The sequence below is a fragment of the Lentilitoribacter sp. Alg239-R112 genome (assembly GCF_900537175.1).
GTDB lineage: Bacteria > Pseudomonadota > Alphaproteobacteria > Rhizobiales > Rhizobiaceae > Lentilitoribacter.
In genome coordinates, this window is the sequence record NZ_LS999833.1 from 345,186 (window position 1) to 363,031 (window position 17,846).

The window sequence follows — 17,846 nt, forward strand, 5'->3', positions numbered from 1 at the left end:
CGGGTTTGTGACAGCTAACCTAAGCTTGGGCAGAATGATGCGCGGCTTTGATAAGAGCCACGCGGGAATTTAATTCAAGGCGCGATAAAATAGCGTGGACATGATCTTTAACGGTGGCGAGCGAAATGCCAAGACTATCTGCAATTTCAGGGTTTGAACGTCCATCAATTATCAGCTCTGCGACCTGTTTTTGGCGCTTTGTCAGGCTGGCAAATAGTTGGCTTTCATCAGCCTGCTGGCCTGCTTGGTCAATGACCACCAAAGGCGCACCTATCGTGTGGCTGGCATCCATATCCAATTTGAGTTTTATTCCCGGTTTTGCAATTGGCGCCAGCGCCTCGATAATTGATGCGGGAATAGGCTTTTGCGGATTATTTTTTAAATCAGACAACGCACTGGACAAGGCTTGCAATATGTTCGGATCTAAAGACATTTAAACGAGGATACCCCATGAATAAGATGCCAATCGAAATTACAAATTTCTTTCTAGCAATGCAAGCAGGTCCGTCGGGTTGGGAGCTGCTAAAATCTTTGTTTGCAGAAGATGCAGAATATACTGAACCATTTTCAGGTGCCAGCGCACCTCATAAGGGCCGCGATGCAATTATTTCAGCATTTGACAACAGTCGCAATGATGAGTTCAACGATGCGGTAATCAACCTGAGTTCGGTGGAAATTGATGGCCACGTTATCACGGTTGGCTGGACTTGCATTTCTAAAGCCATTCCGGGGGGCCAAGGCAGTGGCAAAAATGTCTTTACAATGAGTAATGGAAAAATCACCTCCTTGGTAACAACATTGGACATGGGGTAAGCGATGAAAAGTTCCGAAATAGACCAATGGCTTGACGCCTATGACAATCCAATGAAACCTGTCGTCATTGCAATGCGAGAGATTATAACGCAAGCTGACCCACGCGTGGAAGAATGCATAAAATGGCAAGCACCCACATTCACATACAAGGGAAACATCGCCTCATTTCACCCTAATTCAAAGAAACATGCGTCGCTGTTGTTTCATAAAGGGGCAGAAATTGAAGGTAATTTCCCCAACCTGCAAGGCGATGGCAAAGAGGCCCGCACATTCAAAGTTTCCGACCTTGATGACCTTGCTGAAAAACAAGATGAGCTGTCTTTGATTATTAAAAGCTGGTGCGATTTAAAAGATAAGTCATGATTTGGGTTATCAAATCGGCATCACTAATAAATAACAGATTTTTACGCGTCTACGGGAATCATCTATCTTTATTTTATGGACGTAGACCAGGGATTAAAAATTGCGAGTGCTGCAACCTCCATATCTGCTGATATTGAGGAGAACGCTGCGTTAATCATTGCAAATATTGAAGCTGCGGCGGCGGCGGGTGCTCGGCTTGTTCAGTTTCCAGAAGCCGCATTATCGGGTTATGTGAAGGCGCAAATCAAAACATGGAGTAGTTATGATTGGCTTCTCCTTGATCAAAAGCTCAATGAAGTCCGCGAAGCAGCCAAAGCGCGAAAAATTTGGATCGTGGTTGGCAGTGCACAGAAGCAAGAAAATAAACGTCCGACAAATTGCCTCCATGTAATTAATGATCTCGGAGAGCGCGTTGCTTGCTACGACAAGCGGTTTTGCTCCCATTCGGAAATGACCTACTGGTACTCAGCAGGCAAAAAACCAGTTACATTTGAGATAGATGATTTCACATTTGGCTGCGTCATATGTATTGAAGTGCATTTTCCCGAACTCTTTAGCGAATATGAAACGCTTGATGTCGATTGCCTGCTATTTTCTGCCTACAATCGCGATGAAATGTTCGTCACGCAAGCGCAAGGCCATGCAGCTTGCAACAATTATTGGATTTCATATTGCGGTCCAAAACAATGCCAGAAGGATTGCACAAACGTCATCATAGGCCCCGATGGATGCATTCAGATGCGGAACGTTGAAGAAAGTGAACTTCTCATCAGTACACTCGATAAATCCGACCCTAGATACGATGTTGCACTGAACAAGGCACGACCGTGGCGACGGCTCGCTCGAACACGCAGCATTTATGATTAAATAGACGTTGATTGGCCACCGTGACGGAGAAGCAGTACCGTCGGCGCTGCTGGCGACCTAGGTACCGTAATATTCTTCTTCATCGATAAAGCGTTCGGAAAAGAAACGAATACAATTCTGGCCGCTTTCTTTTGCTTCATAAAGTGCCTGCTCGGCATTGGCCTGTGTTTGCGCCGGATCGGCCCCCTGAAACGCACTGGACGCTATACCAATGCTGACACCGAATTGCAACGCAGTGCCTTTATAGGAGAAGGGTTTAGCCACCTCTTCCATGATTTGTTCTGCAATTTTTAGAATTTCACGTTCACGGCGCTCTCGCGTTATCAAAATACTAAATTCATCGCCGCCCATACGCGCGACACTGCCCTTACTACCAACGATTTTAGTGAATATTTCGCTGACATGCACAAGCACCGCATCGCCTGCGGCGTGTCCATAATTGTCATTTACCCGCTTGAAGCGATCAAGATCAATTCTCATTACCGCATAAGCCGGGGCCGCATCACTTTGGGATGCAAATTCAAAAATTGCATCTTGATCCTCGACAAGTTTGCGGCGATTGGCAAGGCCCGTCAGCGCATCATGACGGCTTTCATGTTCCAGTGCCATCTGCAATCGTTTTTCGTTTGCTTTAGCATTAATGAGTTCTAAGTTCGGGATGCTGTGAGCGATACTACCAAGACCTACAAATAGCTTATTTCCATCATCATCTGTAGTCAGATATTTGACAATAAGTTTGGTATTGCCGCTATTTTCCGCAAGATTAACTTTCAATTCTTGATCAGAATTCGCGTCCGTACCACCTAAATATTCGATGATCGCGTCGCTGTCCTTACGATCAATGAGTTGGGTGATATTCTGGTTGAAAATATCAGGAATTTGAGCTTTGAATAAATCATCAAATGCCTGATTGCAATATATGATAGCGCCAGAATCATTCGTCAAAACAGCGGGTTGCTGAACCAAATCCAATAATTTATCGGCAGCTATCAAGCTGCCAATTTTTTGCAAAGACTTCACTACACATACTCCCCATTCGCATTCAAATTATCATTTTGGGGTTAGAGAAATGTTAAAACAGTCCATTGGTGAGTTATGCGAGCGGATTAGGTGCTTGTCATAGCTAAAAAAGCCTGACGCGTCGCTTCGTCTGAAGGAAACATCATCTCAATCTTGAGTTCAGAAAGCGCAATATCTTCAGCGCTGCCAAAAGACGAAATAGTCGAAAAAAGCGAAAGCGTTGTCTCACCAAAACGGTAACGCGCCGAGATAACGGCAGAGGCGTTTCCTTCGTTGATAAGCGGAGCATTTCCTAATCGCGCAGCCATGCTCTCGATTGCCTTATCAAGCACCGGATCTCCGCCTAAATGATTGCTTTCTGTGCGCAAGCGGATGATAAAATTATGCATCACCTCTTCCCAGTTTTCGAGTGCATTGCTGATACCTTCTTTATCTAACAAGGCTTCAAGCAGACTGTCACCTTCGGTAACTCCCGCACCGGATAGCATTACATTCGCAGACTTATTCGCCTTTACAATGTTCCAGTGCCGATCAAGCGCAAATGCGGGATATGGATCATGCCGATCAAGTGTCCAATTCACTGCCTCACGTACATAGGCCAGATCTTCATTATCAAGCGCACGATTTTGGTAGGCAGGCGCAAAACCAGCAGTGCCGAGGAATGAATTGCGTATTGCATTTGGCATATCCAAAACATCAGATAGCATCATGACCATAGATTTGCTTGGCTTGGAACGCCCGGTTTCCAAAAATGAAATATGTCGTGCTGATACATTTGCCGTTAGTCCCAAATCTAACTGGCTCATGCGCCTTTTGCCACGCCATTCTTTTAATATTAATCCAAACTGCTCTGCCATATTTGCCTCCGATTCCCATCGAACCATAACTGAAATATCACCAAAGATCACTTACCTCCAAGGTAATTGAATTGTGATCCGGCAATGACAATAACTCAGTTAAATTTTACGAAAGGAAAACAATCATGACACTGGAAAAAGCAACTTCATGGCTCAAATTTGCAAGCTGGGTTCTCATTGGTTTTGGCGTTGTATCCGCAATAAGTGCTCATCCAAGCCTTAACTTCCTATCGCGCCCCTTTGCACAGGCTGCTATTTGGCCATTTGGCACAGTGAGTGCTGCACCTGAATTGGAAACGCGCCTAATCTGGGCAATAATGGGTGGAATTTCAATCGGTTGGGGTGTCATGATCTGGCAGTTAGCAACCAAACTTCTTCACAAGGAAACAGAGACTATTCGTTCAATTTTACTAACCAGCACAATTGCATGGTTTCTGACTGATAGCGCCGCATCTATATTATCAGGTGCAGGCTTCAATGCAGTTTATAACGCTGGCTTTCTTGCATTGTTCTTGATCCCGGTTTGGCGACCAATTACATCCAACAAGGCATCAACAAACCGCGCCATCGCCTAGCTTATCAAGGTATCGCTATCTGAATTGCAAATGGGCGATCAACGCCCATTTATCAGCTTAAATACGAGACAATGCGTTGCCATTCGGCTTTCACATCTTGATGAACTTGATCCTGCCCTGCTCTTTGATACCAGTAATTTGCATTGGAGGTATCACCTTCGATCAAGTGCACCAACGCATGACCCAGATCATAATCCGCCTCTCCTTCATGCATCTGACATAGGTCATGACAAGCGTTCCAGACAGGCCCAGTTGTGAAGTCATCATCGGCCAATAATTTTAAAGCATCAAGAAGAAGTTGATCGGTCATTTCGCTCTCTCGACTGTTTCGATTCGCTGATTTTAACCTCCAGCAAGCAGTTTGGGCAAGAATAGGACAATTCCGGGGAAGGCAATCAGTACTGCAATCGTAATCGCATCAGCTACAAAAAACGGTGACGCACCTTTGAAAACATCCTGCACAGAGATATCTTCACGCACACCCGCCACCACAAAACAATTGAGCCCTATGGGTGGCGTGATCAGACAAAGCTCGGCCATCTTAACCACCAAAATACCGAACCAGACCGCACACATAATGCCACTCATGCCAAATGCACTATCAGCGGCAGATACGCCCTCACCACCATTAAGCGCCATAACAGCAGGATAAACAACGGGTAATGTGAGCAGCAACATGCCAATGGCGTCCATAAACATGCCCAAAACTGCATATGCCAAAAGAATGAAAATCAGCGTCAATATCGGGCTTTGATCAAGTGATGTGATCCAGTCGGAAAACGCACTGGGTAAATCAGCAAAACCTAGAAAGCGCACATAGATGAGAACACCCCAAATGATGGTAAAGATCATGACGGAAAGTTTTGCTGTTTCCAGCAGTGCATTTTTTAGCTGCGGCCAACGCATGCCTTTCGCTACGGCTATGCAGAACACAACAAATGCACCCAAAGCTCCACCTTCCGTTGGCGTGCCCCATGCGTCGCCACCAAAGGGATTGTAGACAAATAAGATAATAAGCAGAACCACAATGAAAATTGGCGCGGTTCCAGGGAGTGATTTAAATCGCTCCATCCATGTAAAACCACCAACGGGAGGACCAAAATTCTTAAACGTGAGCGCGAGGCACACAACAAGCCCACCATAAATAATAGCAGACACAGCACCTGGCAAAAAGCCTGCCAGCAGCAAAAGGCCCACATCTTGCTCGACAATAATGGCGTAGATCACCAATATGGCCGATGGCGGAATGAGGGATGCCAATGTACCACCTGCAGCAACGACGCCAGCTGCAAACTTTTTATCATAGCCAACGGCCAGCATTTCAGGAATGGCAATACGGGCAAACACCGCTGATGTGGCAACAGATGCGCCAGATACTGCGGCAAATCCGGCAGTGGCAAACACTGTAGCAACACCTAAACCACCGGGGAGCCAGCCAACCCATTTTTTGGCGGCATCAAACAGTGCTTTGGTCAAGCCTGCATAATAAGCAAGATAACCAATGAGGATAAATGTCGGGATAAGAGATAACGCTTGAGAGGCAACTTTGGAATGTGGCACCTGCCCCGCCGTTTTGGCAGATACAGTCAACGCCCACATAAACTGGCTTGGATCATACCCCTTCTTGGACCAGAATATCCAGATTAAGCCACCAAGGCCAGCAAGGGCGGCGGCAAAGGCCACACGCATACCCAAAACAACCATGATCAGCATGATAAAACTGACCGTTATACCAATTTCGATTGAGGTCATGAGGATACTCCTCCTGAGGTCTTAGCTTCATTGTCAAAGTCAGAAACCGTAGCTGCTTCATTGGCTGCTTGTGTTGCGGCATCCTCAATAAGGGGCACAGCAATCGGTGAGCGCTCATTGTTGACAATGGCGCGTATATACCCCCAGCATTGCAAGACTAATCTTGCGCATAGAACAGAAAAAGCAATGGGTGCCAAAAGCTTGGCTGGCCAAAGCGGGATAGCAATATCCATGGATGAATCCCTGCTCCACATTGGCGCACTAAAATCAAAACTACGTTGAAAATGGGCGAATGAACCCCAGACCAAAAGGATCATAACCAGAAGAATAATAAATGTTGTGAGAAGCTCAACCACCCATAATGCGCGCCCGTTTAGCATGCCGATAAACAAATCCATGCGGATATGCCCGCCCAATCGCTGGGTATAAGACACCCCCATAAAGGCAATGAGCGGCATAGCCTGCTCTATCCAATCAACATAGCCCGGCAAAGGTTGATTGATCGCATTACGACCCGTAACCGATACCACGGCCAAAATCATGAGCGAAAATACGGCCAAGCCGCTGAGCAAAGCCAATTTACCTTCAAGCGCATATAGCGCCCGATCAAGCCGACTAAGCAACGTGTCATCAGTTAAAACAGAAGATGAGCCTGCCATTTTTGGTTCCCTCCCAACGAAAACAAAAGGCAAAAAGTGTCCGCCCACTCAACGTTGTGAATGGGTGGATAGATTTTATAGCGATACTTGCTTACTTGCCAACCATGCCGGTGACTAGGTCTAGCAACTCTTGTGCCGGTAGACCTTTGGCAGCATTGTCGCTCACCCAAGCAGCAGCAGCAGGGCCAGCAACTTTTTCACGAAACGCGGTTAGCTCATCAGCGGTATAGGTAACTTGCTGAATGCCTTTTTCTTCAAGCACAGGGCCCCAAGCGTCCATTGTTTTACCGTTATAAGTGGTAATATAATGATCTAGCGCCTCATCAACGGATCCTAATAGAGCATCTTTATGCGCATCAGAAAGTGAAGCAAGCGCATCTGTGTTAACCACAACCGGGCAATTTACTGTGCCTGGATTAAGGTTCGTCGTCCACCATTTACCAGCTTCAACTGTACCGAATGACATGTGAGCGTGAGGTGCAAATGCCACCGCTTTAACAACGCCACTATCAAGTGCCTGGCGAACTTCTGTCGCTGACATTGATGTTGGAACCGCATCAACAGCTGCCATTGCAGCGCCAATGCCGCCTGTTGCACGAACCGTCAAACCTGCAAAATCTGCAAGTGTTGCCGGCGCATCGCCAACACCAACAATGTTATATTGCGGCAATGGAGATGGCATAAGCAATGTTGCATTCCAACGTGCCAAATCTTTGACAGCTGCGGGATGTTTATAAAGAGCTTGCGAAATTTTGCGCTCTTCTTCCAGCGAGCTTACACCCAAAAATGGCAATTCAAGCACTGTAATCGACGGGTTTTTATCACGGTGATAACCAGCACAAAATTGCGCCATTTCAAATGCACCGATTGAAATACCATCAAGGTTTTCACGGTTTTTCGATAGGCCACCATAGGAGATGTTCAGTGTGAATTCACCATTGGTTTTTGCTGACACAAGCTCAGCAAGTTTTTCAACATGTTCGGTAAATGCGCGGCGTTTACCCCAAAGTGATACATTCCATTCAGCAGCCATTGCATCAGCACCAAATGCCAGTGACATCGCGCCACAAAGCGCAGCAACATAAGTTTTTTTCATGATTTTCCTCCAAAAAAGAACTGTTTTAGCTCTTGGGAAAGGTTCTATTCAATATAGGTAAGATCGCCTATGAAGAAAATCGCCTATTCATGGATAATCAGCCTGCGGATTTCCGCAGGGCAATTTTGCACCTAACATAATTGTTATTTATCAACGGCTTGATTGACCAATAGCTTTATCTTTATCCAGATCAAGCTTGACAATTTTTTCGTTCAACGTACGCCGACTTATGCCAAGCGCTTCTGCAACAGCATCCATGCGGCCATTATGTGCAGCCAGCGCTTTGGAGATAAGTTGCCGTTCAAATGCCGCCACCGCACCACGTAAATTTTCAGGTACATCGAGGTCTTCATCAAGCGCCAGTGCCGATTTAACCGAGCCGTTTCCGCGCCGCGATGCTAACACGCGCCGTTCGCAAACGCTGGAAAGTTCACGCACATTACCGGGCCAATCATAACTCATAAGTACAGCAATATCATCCGATGTGAGCGTTGGAACTGAAACTTCATAAATGGTGGCAAAACGATTTGTAAAATGGCTAAATAGCAATTCAATATCATCAGGTCGGTGGCGCAATCCGGGTAATGACAATACCACCGTATTGACCCTATAGAGTAAATCATTACGAAATTCGCCACGTTTTGCGGCCTGTTCCAACGGCTCATCCGACGTAGAAATAATGCGAAAATCTGACTTAATCTGTTGGCTGGCACCAACGCGGTGATATTCTCCCGTTTCAATCACACGCAAAATTTTGGCTTGGAATTCCAGCGGCATCGCTTTCAACTCGTCCAAAAACAATGTGCCCTTATTCGCTTGTTGCAACAGACCTTCAACGCCCTGTTCGCCGCTCCCTTCAACACCAAAGATCATCTCTTCAAATTGACTTTGCGGGATCGCAGCGCAATTGACTGCAATGAAAGGTTCTTCCGAACGATTTCCTAAATTGTGGATGGCACGAGCGACCAGCTCTTTGCCGGTGCCTGTTTCTCCAACAAGTAAAACACTGGCATTAGCATCCGCCAAATCCAGAATTTCCCGCTTGAGCGATTTGATCACATCACTCTCACCCAACAAAACTTTATCAAGATCAGTCAGATCAGCGAGCCGCGCACGTAGACGTTTTTCACGCTCTGCCAAACGATGCATGGATGCTGCATTTTTTAAGATATTAAGAAGCCGTCGCGGATCAAACGGTTTTTCGAGAAAGCTATAAGCGCCCTTCTGTAAAGCATCTACCGCCATGGGAATATCGCCATGAGCAGACATCATGACGATTGGTGCTGCGCTTTCCGGCTTTAGCTGCTCCAGCAGCTCTAGTCCTGTAATACCAGGCATTCTCACATCACACAAAACGACATCCGGTAATTCATTTTCAATACTGGCTTTGGCTGTTTTCGCGTTGGGTAAGAGGATGGGTTTAAAGCCGCTGCTGGTAAGCAGTTGCTCCAAGGAATCGCGCATTTCACGGTCATCATCTATGACTAAAACTGTGTGCTGTGCGACCTCATCCATGATGCCCTCTTAACTCACGGATTGATCGCGGGCAAGAAGATCGAAAAACAACTCCCACCCTCAGCCGGTGTTTCAGCAGTAATTTTGCCATTGTGTTCGCGGATGATTTCCGATGCGATTGAAAGGCCCAACCCCATGCCCTCACCCGATGCTTTGGTGGTGTGAAATGGTTCGGTGAGTATTTCTAACGAGCGATCGCCAAAGCCAACGCCATTATCCTTGACCTTTAAAATCACATATTTGCCTGACGCTTCAATAGAGATATCAATTTGCCCACCTTCCTCATCTTCAATTGCACCAATACTATTGCTCACCAGATTAACTATCACTTGTTCAAGCCGCAGTTGGTTGCCCATAACCAGCGCAGGCGCATCGCCCAATTGCGTGGTTAGCATCACCTTTGCCGCATCCACCTTATGTTCCAGCAATTCAATGGCAACGCTTGCGACTTTGCGCAGATCAACCTGTTGAAATCCATCATCATTGGAGCGGATGAAAAACCGCAACTGCTTGGTGATATTTTCCATACGTTCTGTTACGCGAAACAACTTTAAGCGTGTCTGTTCGTTTGCAATATCTCCGCTAATTTCTGCCGCTGTGAGATAATTACGTAAAGCAGATATGGGTTGCCCCAACTCATGCGTCACAGAGGCAGATAACTGCCCTAAAGCCGCCAGCTTACTCGTTTTTTCAAGCTCGGTCTGTGCCATTTCCAATTCCGCATTTGCCACGCGCAACTGTTCGCGGTCATTTTGAGAAATCTGTAGTGCGGTTCCAATACGGCGAGAGCGTAAAAATGTGGAAAACAGAACCAGACAAATAATCGCAACGCCAAAAATGGCTGTGGTCAATGTTGCCCGTTCATAAATACGTTTCTCATCAAGCAGATAGTGAACTGTCCAGCCAAGCCGATCCGATGGATTTGACACATAGATAAATCGATCATTTTGAAAGGTGGCTTCGTTCTGTGTATCTTGTTGCCAGTCCAATAGTTCGAGATTTTGATCACCAAATTGGCGACCTTTCTTTATCTCATCAAGCTGCTGCTCATTAAGTGGCTTAAGCAGCTTATATAACCAATCTTTGTTGGAAGAGAGCACCACAACGCCGTCTGCATTGGACACAAACACACGTTCAGCCGCAGCCTCCCATGCTGCTTGCAACTCGCTCATATCAAGCTTGATTGCAATGACACCCAAAAAGTCACCATCATAGCTGGTTACGGTTTCTGAGACAAAATATCCGGGCCGCCCCGTGGTCGCGCCAACGCCAAAAAATTCGCCACGATTACCTTCGCTTGAAGATAGGAAATATGGTCGAAACCCATAATTTTTGCCTATAAAACTTTGTTTCTGCGCAAAATTTGATGCCGACAATACCAGCCCTTGCCCATCCATTAAATAAATGGCTTCAAGCGAGGCTTCATCCGCATATTGCCGCAACCGAATGTTCAATATATCAGGCCTTTTGTCCTGACCAGCAACAGAGACAACAAGCGCGTCACGCGCCAAAACATATGGGAGATGCTGAAATCGTTGCAGTGTTTCATTGACCGAACGCGTATACAACGAAAGCCTTGCATTAGCCTCGGATACTTCTTCACCACGAAAATAAGACACAGCTGAGACAAATAAAACCGCAATGCTGATAAGCGTGATCACCATCAACGCAACAATGACGCTGCGGCGTGTTTTACTGAATGTATGATCCAAAGGCGGGTTTTGTGCGGTGTGAGTCAGCGCAATACTCCAAAATCAGGGTTCGCATTCTGTTTATAGCAAGCCCATGATCAACAACGCAATGGTGCACAAATTGCAGGCAAAGTAAGCACTTGATCAATCTAGATCGCACAGCCATTTATTAAATGGCGCAAGTTTTTGCGAAACTTCTTGCACCTTTTCCATGCCATCTGGGCCAATAAAATCATCAACGGATATTCCTTTATCCATATTGCGAACAACAAAAGCCTTGCGCTTTAAAAGAGACATGGCGGTTTCACCTGTTACATCTTCAAATCCCTTGGGCATACGTTTTAGGTCTTCTTTGTTCAACTCGCACCCCACATCACCTGCCTGATTAATTGCAGCATTAAGCGCCTCCACGCGGGATGGATCGCGCAACGCATTGCGACATGTTAAAAGCTTCTCTGGGCTCATACCCCACTCGCCCGCACCGTAGCCCACATGATCGGGATGCAAAACAATATGCAAAGCGGGCGAACGTTGCGGGTGATCGCCTGTCCAAAACACCATATGAAGCCGCGCATTATAGGGTGATTTATTTTTTGAAAAACGGACATCACGATTGATCCGACGCAACGACCCATTGATCTTGGCCTTGGTCTTGTGCATGGGGTCTAACCCCTCCATCATAGGAGAAACCGCGTTGATAAATCCAACCGCAGCAGCCACCCAATGTTCGTCATATCGCGCTTTATTACGCTCAAACCATTCCTTGGTATTATTGACTTTAAGTTCTGTCAGAAAATCGAATGTCTCCTTAGTAAATCCAGTACTCATAGTTGTTTCTCCTCTAAATTTAATGGTTTGCGCGCAGAGCCGATCAACTGATCGAATCCCAATTTTGCGGATGTTAAAATTCGAGCGCGATCCTCATCACTGGAAAGCGCCTCGGCGGCAGAAACAGCGCCAACTGCCATAACCAATGCTGCTTCGATAATTGGTGCGGAGATCATATAAAATGACTGTCCTTCAAGATGGCAATCACAATCAAAACCATGCGCATGTTCGGCATGCTCATGGTCAAAATGTGGCTCTTGCCCTCTCACCATTTCAGACATGACTTGCTTCCAGACACCTTCATAAGCCTGTTTAATTTCCGGTTTGGCTCTCGTCACATCTCCCTGGAGCGCTGCCAATGTGCAACTGGCAAAAATCTGCTCATGATATTGTGGTGACATATAGCCACCAAATATTGTCAACATATCAGCCCATAATTCATCCGCGGTTTGCCCCTTTCGCGCAATCAACATTCTCAATAATGGATGCTGATCCTCCACAACCGCTGCAAACAGAGCATTCTTCGATCTAAAATGCGCATAAAATGCGCCACGGGTAAGGCCCACAGCTGCCATAACCTGATCAAGATTAACATCATCAACACCATGTTTTCGGAACAAATCAGCAGCGCCCTGCAAGATACTTTTCCGAATTTTCTCTTTATTTTCAGCAGTTAAGCGCAATATTTGGCACCCCAATTAATGTATGTTGACAAACATATATAAATATATTTAGCCTAAAGCAGAACCATATTCAAGAGCAAAGGCTGATGTATATTTATGACAGATATTGATCGTGCCAGACAGGTTTGGCATGCCTTGTCAGATCAGATGGCAGACGAGTTTAAGGGTGTTGAGCGGGGCAAAATGATGTCGGCAGATGCACTCACCTACGCAGGGAAAGTGTTTGTATTTTTCTCTACAAAGGGTGGAGGGACTGGCCTTGGTTGTCGCCTTGGTCGTGATTATCCGTTTGACCAACTCAAGCTCTCTCAAATCAGGCATCTCGCTCCCTTTAAGACAAAGCCACCAATGAAAGATTGGATTCTGGTAGATTATTACGATGCAGACCGCTGGCACGAACTTGTTCGCATCGCTCTTGAAATAGCTCAACAAAACGGGAAATAAACTGATGGTCGAAATTACACCACTTTACGGCGCACTAACGGCAATTCTTATGGCCATTTTATCTACAAGAGCTGGTTTAATGCGCGGCAAATACAAAATTGCATTGGGTGATGGCGGTAATAAGGAACTTGCACTCAATATTCGCAGGTTTGGAAACCTGTCTGAGTATGCTGCAATGGTCATCGTGCTGATGCTGTTGATGGAACTTAATGGTGCATCTGCAAAGATGCTTCACACCTATGGTTCGATTTTCATAGCTCTACGTCTTATCCACCCTATCGTCCTATTCTCCGACATGCCGCCACCTAAGTGGAAAATGCTCGGCAGATTTATCTCCGCAGGAGGGACGGCGATTTTGATGGTGTTTGGCGCATTTATATTGTTGTCCGCTTAACGCTGATAACTATGCCCCACTTCGTAAACCATTTGTTTACCACTTGGACCAAATCGACTCGCAATTTTTTGGATCAATGCGATACTTAAAGAAAGGTTACAAAAACCATTCTACTTTTAGGTATCGCATGATCGTTGAACTCTGAATTGCGGCATGCACCAAAACAGATCGATAACAAATTTAAAGCGAGGTCCTTCCCATGATTTTTTCTAAAAAACTACTTATCGCCTCTTCATTGCTTTTGATTGCAGGCTCTTTCTCTGCGCAGGCTGAAGGCCTGGAACTTGGTGCAGATGCTGGATTCGGCGTGATGAATTTTGATTCTAATAGCTCAACCAATGCGGCTAGAACTTATTATGGTTTGAGCGGCAATGTTGAAGCCTGTGATACAGGCGGCGTAGATTTTAACCTGTGCGGTGGCGTATCCGGATTCACAACTCTTGGTAAAAGAAGCAAAACAGCGGCCGGCGTGACTGTTAAAACAGGTATCAACAGCGTTGGTGCATTTGTAAAAGCCAAGAAAAAAATGGGTGAAGGCACAACAATTGCGCCTTATGCAGGCATTGCACGTGTGAATGCAAACCATGAAATTTCGGGCGGTGGCGGAACTGTAAATGAACGCTCAAACATTGTTTTTGGTGGCCTTGAGTTTGACAAACAAATGAGCGGCAATATGAGCCTTTCATTAAAAGCAGAAGCCGGACGTTCTGTTGGTAGTTCAACACGAACAAACGTTTATAGCTTCAAACCAGGTCTTAAAGTGAAGTTCTAAAACGCTCTAACAACTAAATTAAGTTGACCAGCGGGACATGACCATGTCCTGCACACTCGAAAAGCTTGCTCTGCCCTAGGAGCAAGCTTTTTGCTTTTCAATCACTTAGTTGCGATCAGTTAATTTGGCCGTGTTAAAACATATGCAGCACCAAGAGACATTCCCAGCGCTTGAAGAGCTAAAACAAGAGCGGAAGCGCCATATATAAAACTGCCGATAAACATGATCGCCATCATTGCAACAGCTATGATTTTATAGCGAGGCGCAATAGCACCTTTTTCGCGCCAATCTGCAATCATTGGCCCAAACAATCTGGTATTTTCCAGCCATGACTGAAGCCGGGGTGAACTTTTTCCAAAGCAAAAAGCTGCCAGAATAACAAATGGAGTTGTTGGCAGAACAGGCAAAAATGCGCCGACGGCTCCAAATGCGAGCGCAACCATACCAGCAACAAGCCATCCACCCTTGCTAACGATTTTCATAAGCTCAGTTATTATTAATGGTCTTTCACTCAATTCCGCCGGCATCCTCAAGAAATATCGAAATATTGTATCGTCCTCAAAAAGCCCACCAGCCTCTGCCACGGCTGCTTTTGATGAGCATAGACCTGATATAGCCATCGCCAAGCCAATTTTCTAGTTCGTTAGCAAATTCTGCTAAAACTACCCAACACTGAGCAGCAGTCGAACCAGTGCTGTTTGTGAATTAACACCTGTTTTCTCGTATATCCGCGTGAGATGCGTTCTGGCCGTATTTACGCTGATATCCAATTCACCTGCCGATATCGTCAAACTTTTGCCACTTGCAATATGCTTAGATAACGCCAACTGCCCGTTAGACAGGCCAAATATAACTTTAGATGTTAGAAGGCGACGCTCAAGCGCATGATCTTGAGCAAGATCAATATATGTAACGCCATCGCGAACTGATAATGAGCAGGATATAACCGAGCCAAACTCGTCCTCACCAAGTATGACAGGATAGCGGAATCCGCGTCCTGTTCTCTTCATGAATCGATATTGAGCTGCATAACTATGCAGCTCAGCCGCGCGGCTAATCGCATTTTGTAAAGCCTTGTCAAATTCTGGATTGGTTGCACGAAACCGACCTGCCGAGATCATAAAACCTGCATATTCAGACGAGTCAGCTGAGAATATGTCTGACATGTATTTTGTCATCCAAACCACATGCCCATCAGATGTTACGGCGAGTTGCTTAGACCTTTGATCTTGATTGCGGCGCACAGCAAGCGATAAGAATACCATTTTCCAAGCACCATCTACCCATTCGAGAATCCGTGTCTGAAAACTCTCATCTAGATCGCCATTTTCATTTAAGGAGATTTCATCAAAGGTCGCCCATGCTATACCCTGTTGATATGTGATATCTAGATTTTCGCGTTTAACATCCAATTTTTTACAGTTATCACCAGCAGTAAAATCCCTTTGCATATTGGTGTAAACCGCATCCCAACCTTTATGGACAATCAGCCCCATATCCTGTGATGAACAAACATACATCGTGCGCTCATCATGCAACCAACAAGACGCCCATTGGTCGAAATCCAATTTAAAATATGACTGCGTTTCTTTGCAAATTACAGCAAGAATATCATCTCGTTCATCAATGCGTACTTTAGTTGAACTCATCATTTTTATTTCTTCCAATATCTAAATGCAGCACAAACGCGCCTTACCAAATGTGCCAACGTATGGAATAGGTTGCAACAATTGTTATTGTAAAACTCATCAATTTCCTGCTGACTTATACCATGCGTATTTTTTTGTGCCTTGAGAAGCACCAAAATAAGTACAGAATCCAAAACCTGCTCCAATCCAAATCATATCTTGATATGGATAATTTACAGCAGCTTCGGCGGTCATATTGTCATATGAAATGACCACAAGCAGAACTAAAATAAACCTGCACCGACTTTAATGATTGCTAAATTTCTGCGACTAAACGCTAATTCTACGGCAATTGGACATGAATATGATCATCATGGCGAGCTGCGCGGCACCCCTGAAACTTTATTTTAGAACTATGGACGGCAAATTTCTCGACCAGATGTGGCTCTATAAATATCTTGCCAATTCGGTCTTCACCGCTAAGCCACTTTAAAGCTGCGGTCATTCGCTTGGGTTCTGGGGTCAGGTTGGGCCAGAAGCGCTGTAGCCAAACCAAGTCCCATCTTAATGTCAGTAATTTTTCAGAGCACGATGTTGGACCATCCTCAAACGCAAAATACCCTATTGGGGAACGCGTTCTTTCCGGCAAATAACCGTCTTCATTCTGATAATAAAAAGCAATGTCTACTTTGCGACCATCATTATGCGACAAATGTGGCAATAAAGGAAAGCCTGTAATGAATGGAAAATTCGCATCTAACAGGAGTGTCGTTGTATTTTGAAATTCATTCTGCATCTCTTTTGCAAGATCCTGCATTGTCGCCTTTAATTCTGGGACGACATATTGCCTATTCAACACGCAATATATCGGTGACTGCATATGCAGAGGCTCACTTGCACTACAAGATATTGGTTCGCGGCCAAAAATTGGCGCCACCCAAAGTGCTGCGAAAGACAAAACAGAGTAAGCAGCAAGAAACACAAGCAAACGCCGCCGGAACAGCATTGCAATTAGCCATGCAATCCCGCCAAGTTGCGAAATCAATGTTAGGAAAATAAAGATAAACAGATGGAATGTGATTTTTATCATTCTCGTCTCTTACATTAAATTTTAGCTTACACCTATACGGAACCATATAATATTCAAGCTCCTGATAAGAGACGAGTAATTACCATAACACCTTTATACCCTTGGTGCCTTTGCGAAGGGCAGATGGCCTGTTTTTATCCAGACTTTAGCGCCCTCAGCTCCAATTTTGGCTTGAAATTTTGCGCCTTGTGGTAAACGGAGCCATGAATGTTTGCGAAGTTTATCGCCACCTTCTTCAAAGCCACCTTCTAGCACAAAGAACTCCCCACCTCTTGGTAGTTCCATCTCCACCTCGTCACCAGCATGCCATGTGTGGAAACTCACATGTTCACGCGCGTCATTGAATAAGGCTACATTGTCGCTGCTCTCTGCTTGCTTATTCATATCAATGGTGACCTGATTGCGATCATCCAAATCAAATTGCCAAAGCTTGACGAAGATCGTGCAACCTTCATCAGACCTTGGTGTGTGGCTAGATGTGGGCGGATTACGCACATATGTCCCGACAGGAAAATCACCATGCTCATCTTGAAACACCCCTTCGAGAACGATGAACTCCTCCCCTCCCGTATGGGTGTGGCTGGAGAATTTGCTACCCGCCGCATAACGCACGATTGTGGTTGCACGCGCAACCTCATCCCCAATACGATCGAGCATACGGCGGTCAACGCCCGGCATGGGCGAGGCCTTCCATTCTATTTCATCACAATGGATCATCACGCGTTCACTAAAGTCAGCATTCAAATTCATATCGATCTCCTATAAGCTATTAGGTCACATCCTTAGGCGGCACTCAAGG

General features: G+C 45.5%; 22 protein-coding genes. 7 read left to right on the plus strand and 15 right to left on the minus strand.

Going from position 1 to position 17,846, the window contains the following annotated elements; all coding sequences use genetic code 11:
• Positions 1 to 19: 19 nt before the first annotated feature.
• Complete coding sequence (locus G3W54_RS02000; RefSeq protein ID WP_162651479.1) at positions 20 to 433, minus strand: LuxR C-terminal-related transcriptional regulator; 414 nt, start codon at positions 431 to 433, stop codon at positions 20 to 22.
• A gap of 17 nt (positions 434 to 450) precedes the next feature.
• On the opposite strand from G3W54_RS02000, the gene G3W54_RS02005 reads away from it, so the two are divergent.
• From G3W54_RS02005 to G3W54_RS02015, 3 genes are all read left to right on the plus strand, one after another.
• Positions 451 to 813, plus strand: coding sequence for a nuclear transport factor 2 family protein (locus G3W54_RS02005; protein WP_162651480.1), 363 nt, complete (start codon positions 451 to 453; stop codon positions 811 to 813).
• Positions 814 to 816: 3 nt separating this feature from the next.
• Positions 817 to 1,176, plus strand: a complete 360-nt coding sequence (locus G3W54_RS02010; protein ID WP_162651481.1) for a DUF1801 domain-containing protein — start codon at positions 817 to 819, stop codon at positions 1,174 to 1,176.
• Between the two features lie 75 nt (positions 1,177 to 1,251).
• The gene (locus tag G3W54_RS02015; RefSeq protein WP_162651482.1) at positions 1,252 to 2,043 is read left to right on the plus strand and encodes a carbon-nitrogen hydrolase family protein; all 792 of its coding nucleotides are present in this window, start codon (positions 1,252 to 1,254) and stop codon (positions 2,041 to 2,043) included.
• 57 nt (positions 2,044 to 2,100) lie between these two features.
• Here the strand turns inward: G3W54_RS02015 and G3W54_RS02020 are convergent, their stop codons facing one another.
• The gene (locus tag G3W54_RS02020; RefSeq protein ID WP_162651483.1) at positions 2,101 to 3,063 is read right to left on the minus strand and encodes a sensor domain-containing diguanylate cyclase; all 963 of its coding nucleotides are present in this window, start codon (positions 3,061 to 3,063) and stop codon (positions 2,101 to 2,103) included.
• Positions 3,064 to 3,149: 86 nt separating this feature from the next.
• Complete coding sequence (locus tag G3W54_RS02025; RefSeq protein ID WP_162651484.1) at positions 3,150 to 3,920, minus strand: helix-turn-helix transcriptional regulator; 771 nt, start codon at positions 3,918 to 3,920, stop codon at positions 3,150 to 3,152.
• A gap of 125 nt (positions 3,921 to 4,045) precedes the next feature.
• Here G3W54_RS02025 and G3W54_RS02030 point away from each other — a divergent pair, with 125 nt between their 5' ends.
• Positions 4,046 to 4,495, plus strand: a complete 450-nt coding sequence (locus G3W54_RS02030; protein WP_162651485.1) for a hypothetical protein — start codon at positions 4,046 to 4,048, stop codon at positions 4,493 to 4,495.
• A gap of 52 nt (positions 4,496 to 4,547) precedes the next feature.
• Here the strand turns inward: G3W54_RS02030 and G3W54_RS02035 are convergent, their stop codons facing one another.
• The 8 genes from G3W54_RS02035 to G3W54_RS02070 form a co-directional block, all read right to left on the minus strand.
• Positions 4,548 to 4,805 (minus strand): hypothetical protein, encoded by a 258-nt coding sequence (locus G3W54_RS02035; protein WP_162651486.1) that lies wholly within the window; start codon positions 4,803 to 4,805, stop codon positions 4,548 to 4,550.
• Between the two features lie 32 nt (positions 4,806 to 4,837).
• Positions 4,838 to 6,247, minus strand: coding sequence for a TRAP transporter large permease (locus G3W54_RS02040; RefSeq protein WP_162651487.1), 1,410 nt, complete (start codon positions 6,245 to 6,247; stop codon positions 4,838 to 4,840).
• Positions 6,244 to 6,906 carry a TRAP transporter small permease gene (locus G3W54_RS02045; protein WP_162651488.1) on the minus strand — a complete coding sequence of 221 codons (663 nt, stop codon included), beginning with the start codon at positions 6,904 to 6,906 and terminating at the stop codon, positions 6,244 to 6,246. The genes G3W54_RS02040 and G3W54_RS02045 overlap by 4 nt, the downstream gene beginning before the upstream one ends.
• Positions 6,907 to 6,997: 91 nt before the next feature.
• Complete coding sequence (gene dctP / locus G3W54_RS02050) at positions 6,998 to 8,002, minus strand: TRAP transporter substrate-binding protein DctP (RefSeq protein WP_162651489.1); 1,005 nt, start codon at positions 8,000 to 8,002, stop codon at positions 6,998 to 7,000.
• Between the two features lie 150 nt (positions 8,003 to 8,152).
• A complete protein-coding gene (locus tag G3W54_RS02055) occupies positions 8,153 to 9,517 on the minus strand; it encodes a sigma-54 dependent transcriptional regulator (RefSeq protein ID WP_162651490.1) in 1,365 nt (454 codons plus the stop codon).
• A gap of 14 nt (positions 9,518 to 9,531) precedes the next feature.
• Positions 9,532 to 11,229, minus strand: coding sequence for an ATP-binding protein (locus G3W54_RS02060; protein WP_162651491.1), 1,698 nt, complete (start codon positions 11,227 to 11,229; stop codon positions 9,532 to 9,534).
• Positions 11,230 to 11,352: 123 nt separating this feature from the next.
• Positions 11,353 to 12,036 (minus strand): DUF2461 domain-containing protein, encoded by a 684-nt coding sequence (locus tag G3W54_RS02065; protein ID WP_162651492.1) that lies wholly within the window; start codon positions 12,034 to 12,036, stop codon positions 11,353 to 11,355.
• Entirely contained in the window at positions 12,033 to 12,719 is a 687-nt protein-coding gene (locus G3W54_RS02070; protein ID WP_162651493.1) for a TetR/AcrR family transcriptional regulator, read from the minus strand. Before G3W54_RS02070 ends, G3W54_RS02065 begins: the two co-directional genes overlap by 4 nt.
• 96 nt (positions 12,720 to 12,815) lie before the next feature.
• Between G3W54_RS02070 and G3W54_RS02075 the strand changes: the two genes are divergently transcribed.
• The 3 genes from G3W54_RS02075 (at position 12,816) to G3W54_RS02085 (ending at position 14,329) form a co-directional block, all read left to right on the plus strand.
• Positions 12,816 to 13,163: a hypothetical protein gene (locus tag G3W54_RS02075; RefSeq protein ID WP_162651494.1), complete on the plus strand. Its 348-nt coding sequence runs from the start codon at positions 12,816 to 12,818 to the stop codon at positions 13,161 to 13,163.
• Positions 13,164 to 13,167: 4 nt separating this feature from the next.
• Positions 13,168 to 13,557: an MAPEG family protein gene (locus G3W54_RS02080; RefSeq protein ID WP_162651495.1), complete on the plus strand. Its 390-nt coding sequence runs from the start codon at positions 13,168 to 13,170 to the stop codon at positions 13,555 to 13,557.
• Between the two features lie 199 nt (positions 13,558 to 13,756).
• Positions 13,757 to 14,329: a hypothetical protein gene (locus G3W54_RS02085; RefSeq protein WP_162651496.1), complete on the plus strand. Its 573-nt coding sequence runs from the start codon at positions 13,757 to 13,759 to the stop codon at positions 14,327 to 14,329.
• A 119-nt stretch (positions 14,330 to 14,448) separates the two neighbouring features.
• On the opposite strand, the gene G3W54_RS02090 is transcribed toward G3W54_RS02085, so the two are convergent.
• The 4 genes from G3W54_RS02090 to G3W54_RS02105 form a co-directional block, all read right to left on the minus strand.
• Entirely contained in the window at positions 14,449 to 14,949 is a 501-nt protein-coding gene (locus G3W54_RS02090; RefSeq protein ID WP_244627811.1) for a YbaN family protein, read from the minus strand.
• A gap of 42 nt (positions 14,950 to 14,991) precedes the next feature.
• Positions 14,992 to 15,981 (minus strand): helix-turn-helix transcriptional regulator, encoded by a 990-nt coding sequence (locus tag G3W54_RS02095; protein ID WP_162651497.1) that lies wholly within the window; start codon positions 15,979 to 15,981, stop codon positions 14,992 to 14,994.
• Positions 15,982 to 16,300: 319 nt separating this feature from the next.
• The gene (locus tag G3W54_RS02100) at positions 16,301 to 17,047 is read right to left on the minus strand and encodes a hypothetical protein (protein ID WP_162651498.1); all 747 of its coding nucleotides are present in this window, start codon (positions 17,045 to 17,047) and stop codon (positions 16,301 to 16,303) included.
• Positions 17,048 to 17,140: 93 nt separating this feature from the next.
• Positions 17,141 to 17,797, minus strand: a complete 657-nt coding sequence (locus G3W54_RS02105) for a cupin domain-containing protein (RefSeq protein ID WP_162651499.1) — start codon at positions 17,795 to 17,797, stop codon at positions 17,141 to 17,143.
• Between the last annotated feature and the right edge of the window lie 49 nt (positions 17,798 to 17,846).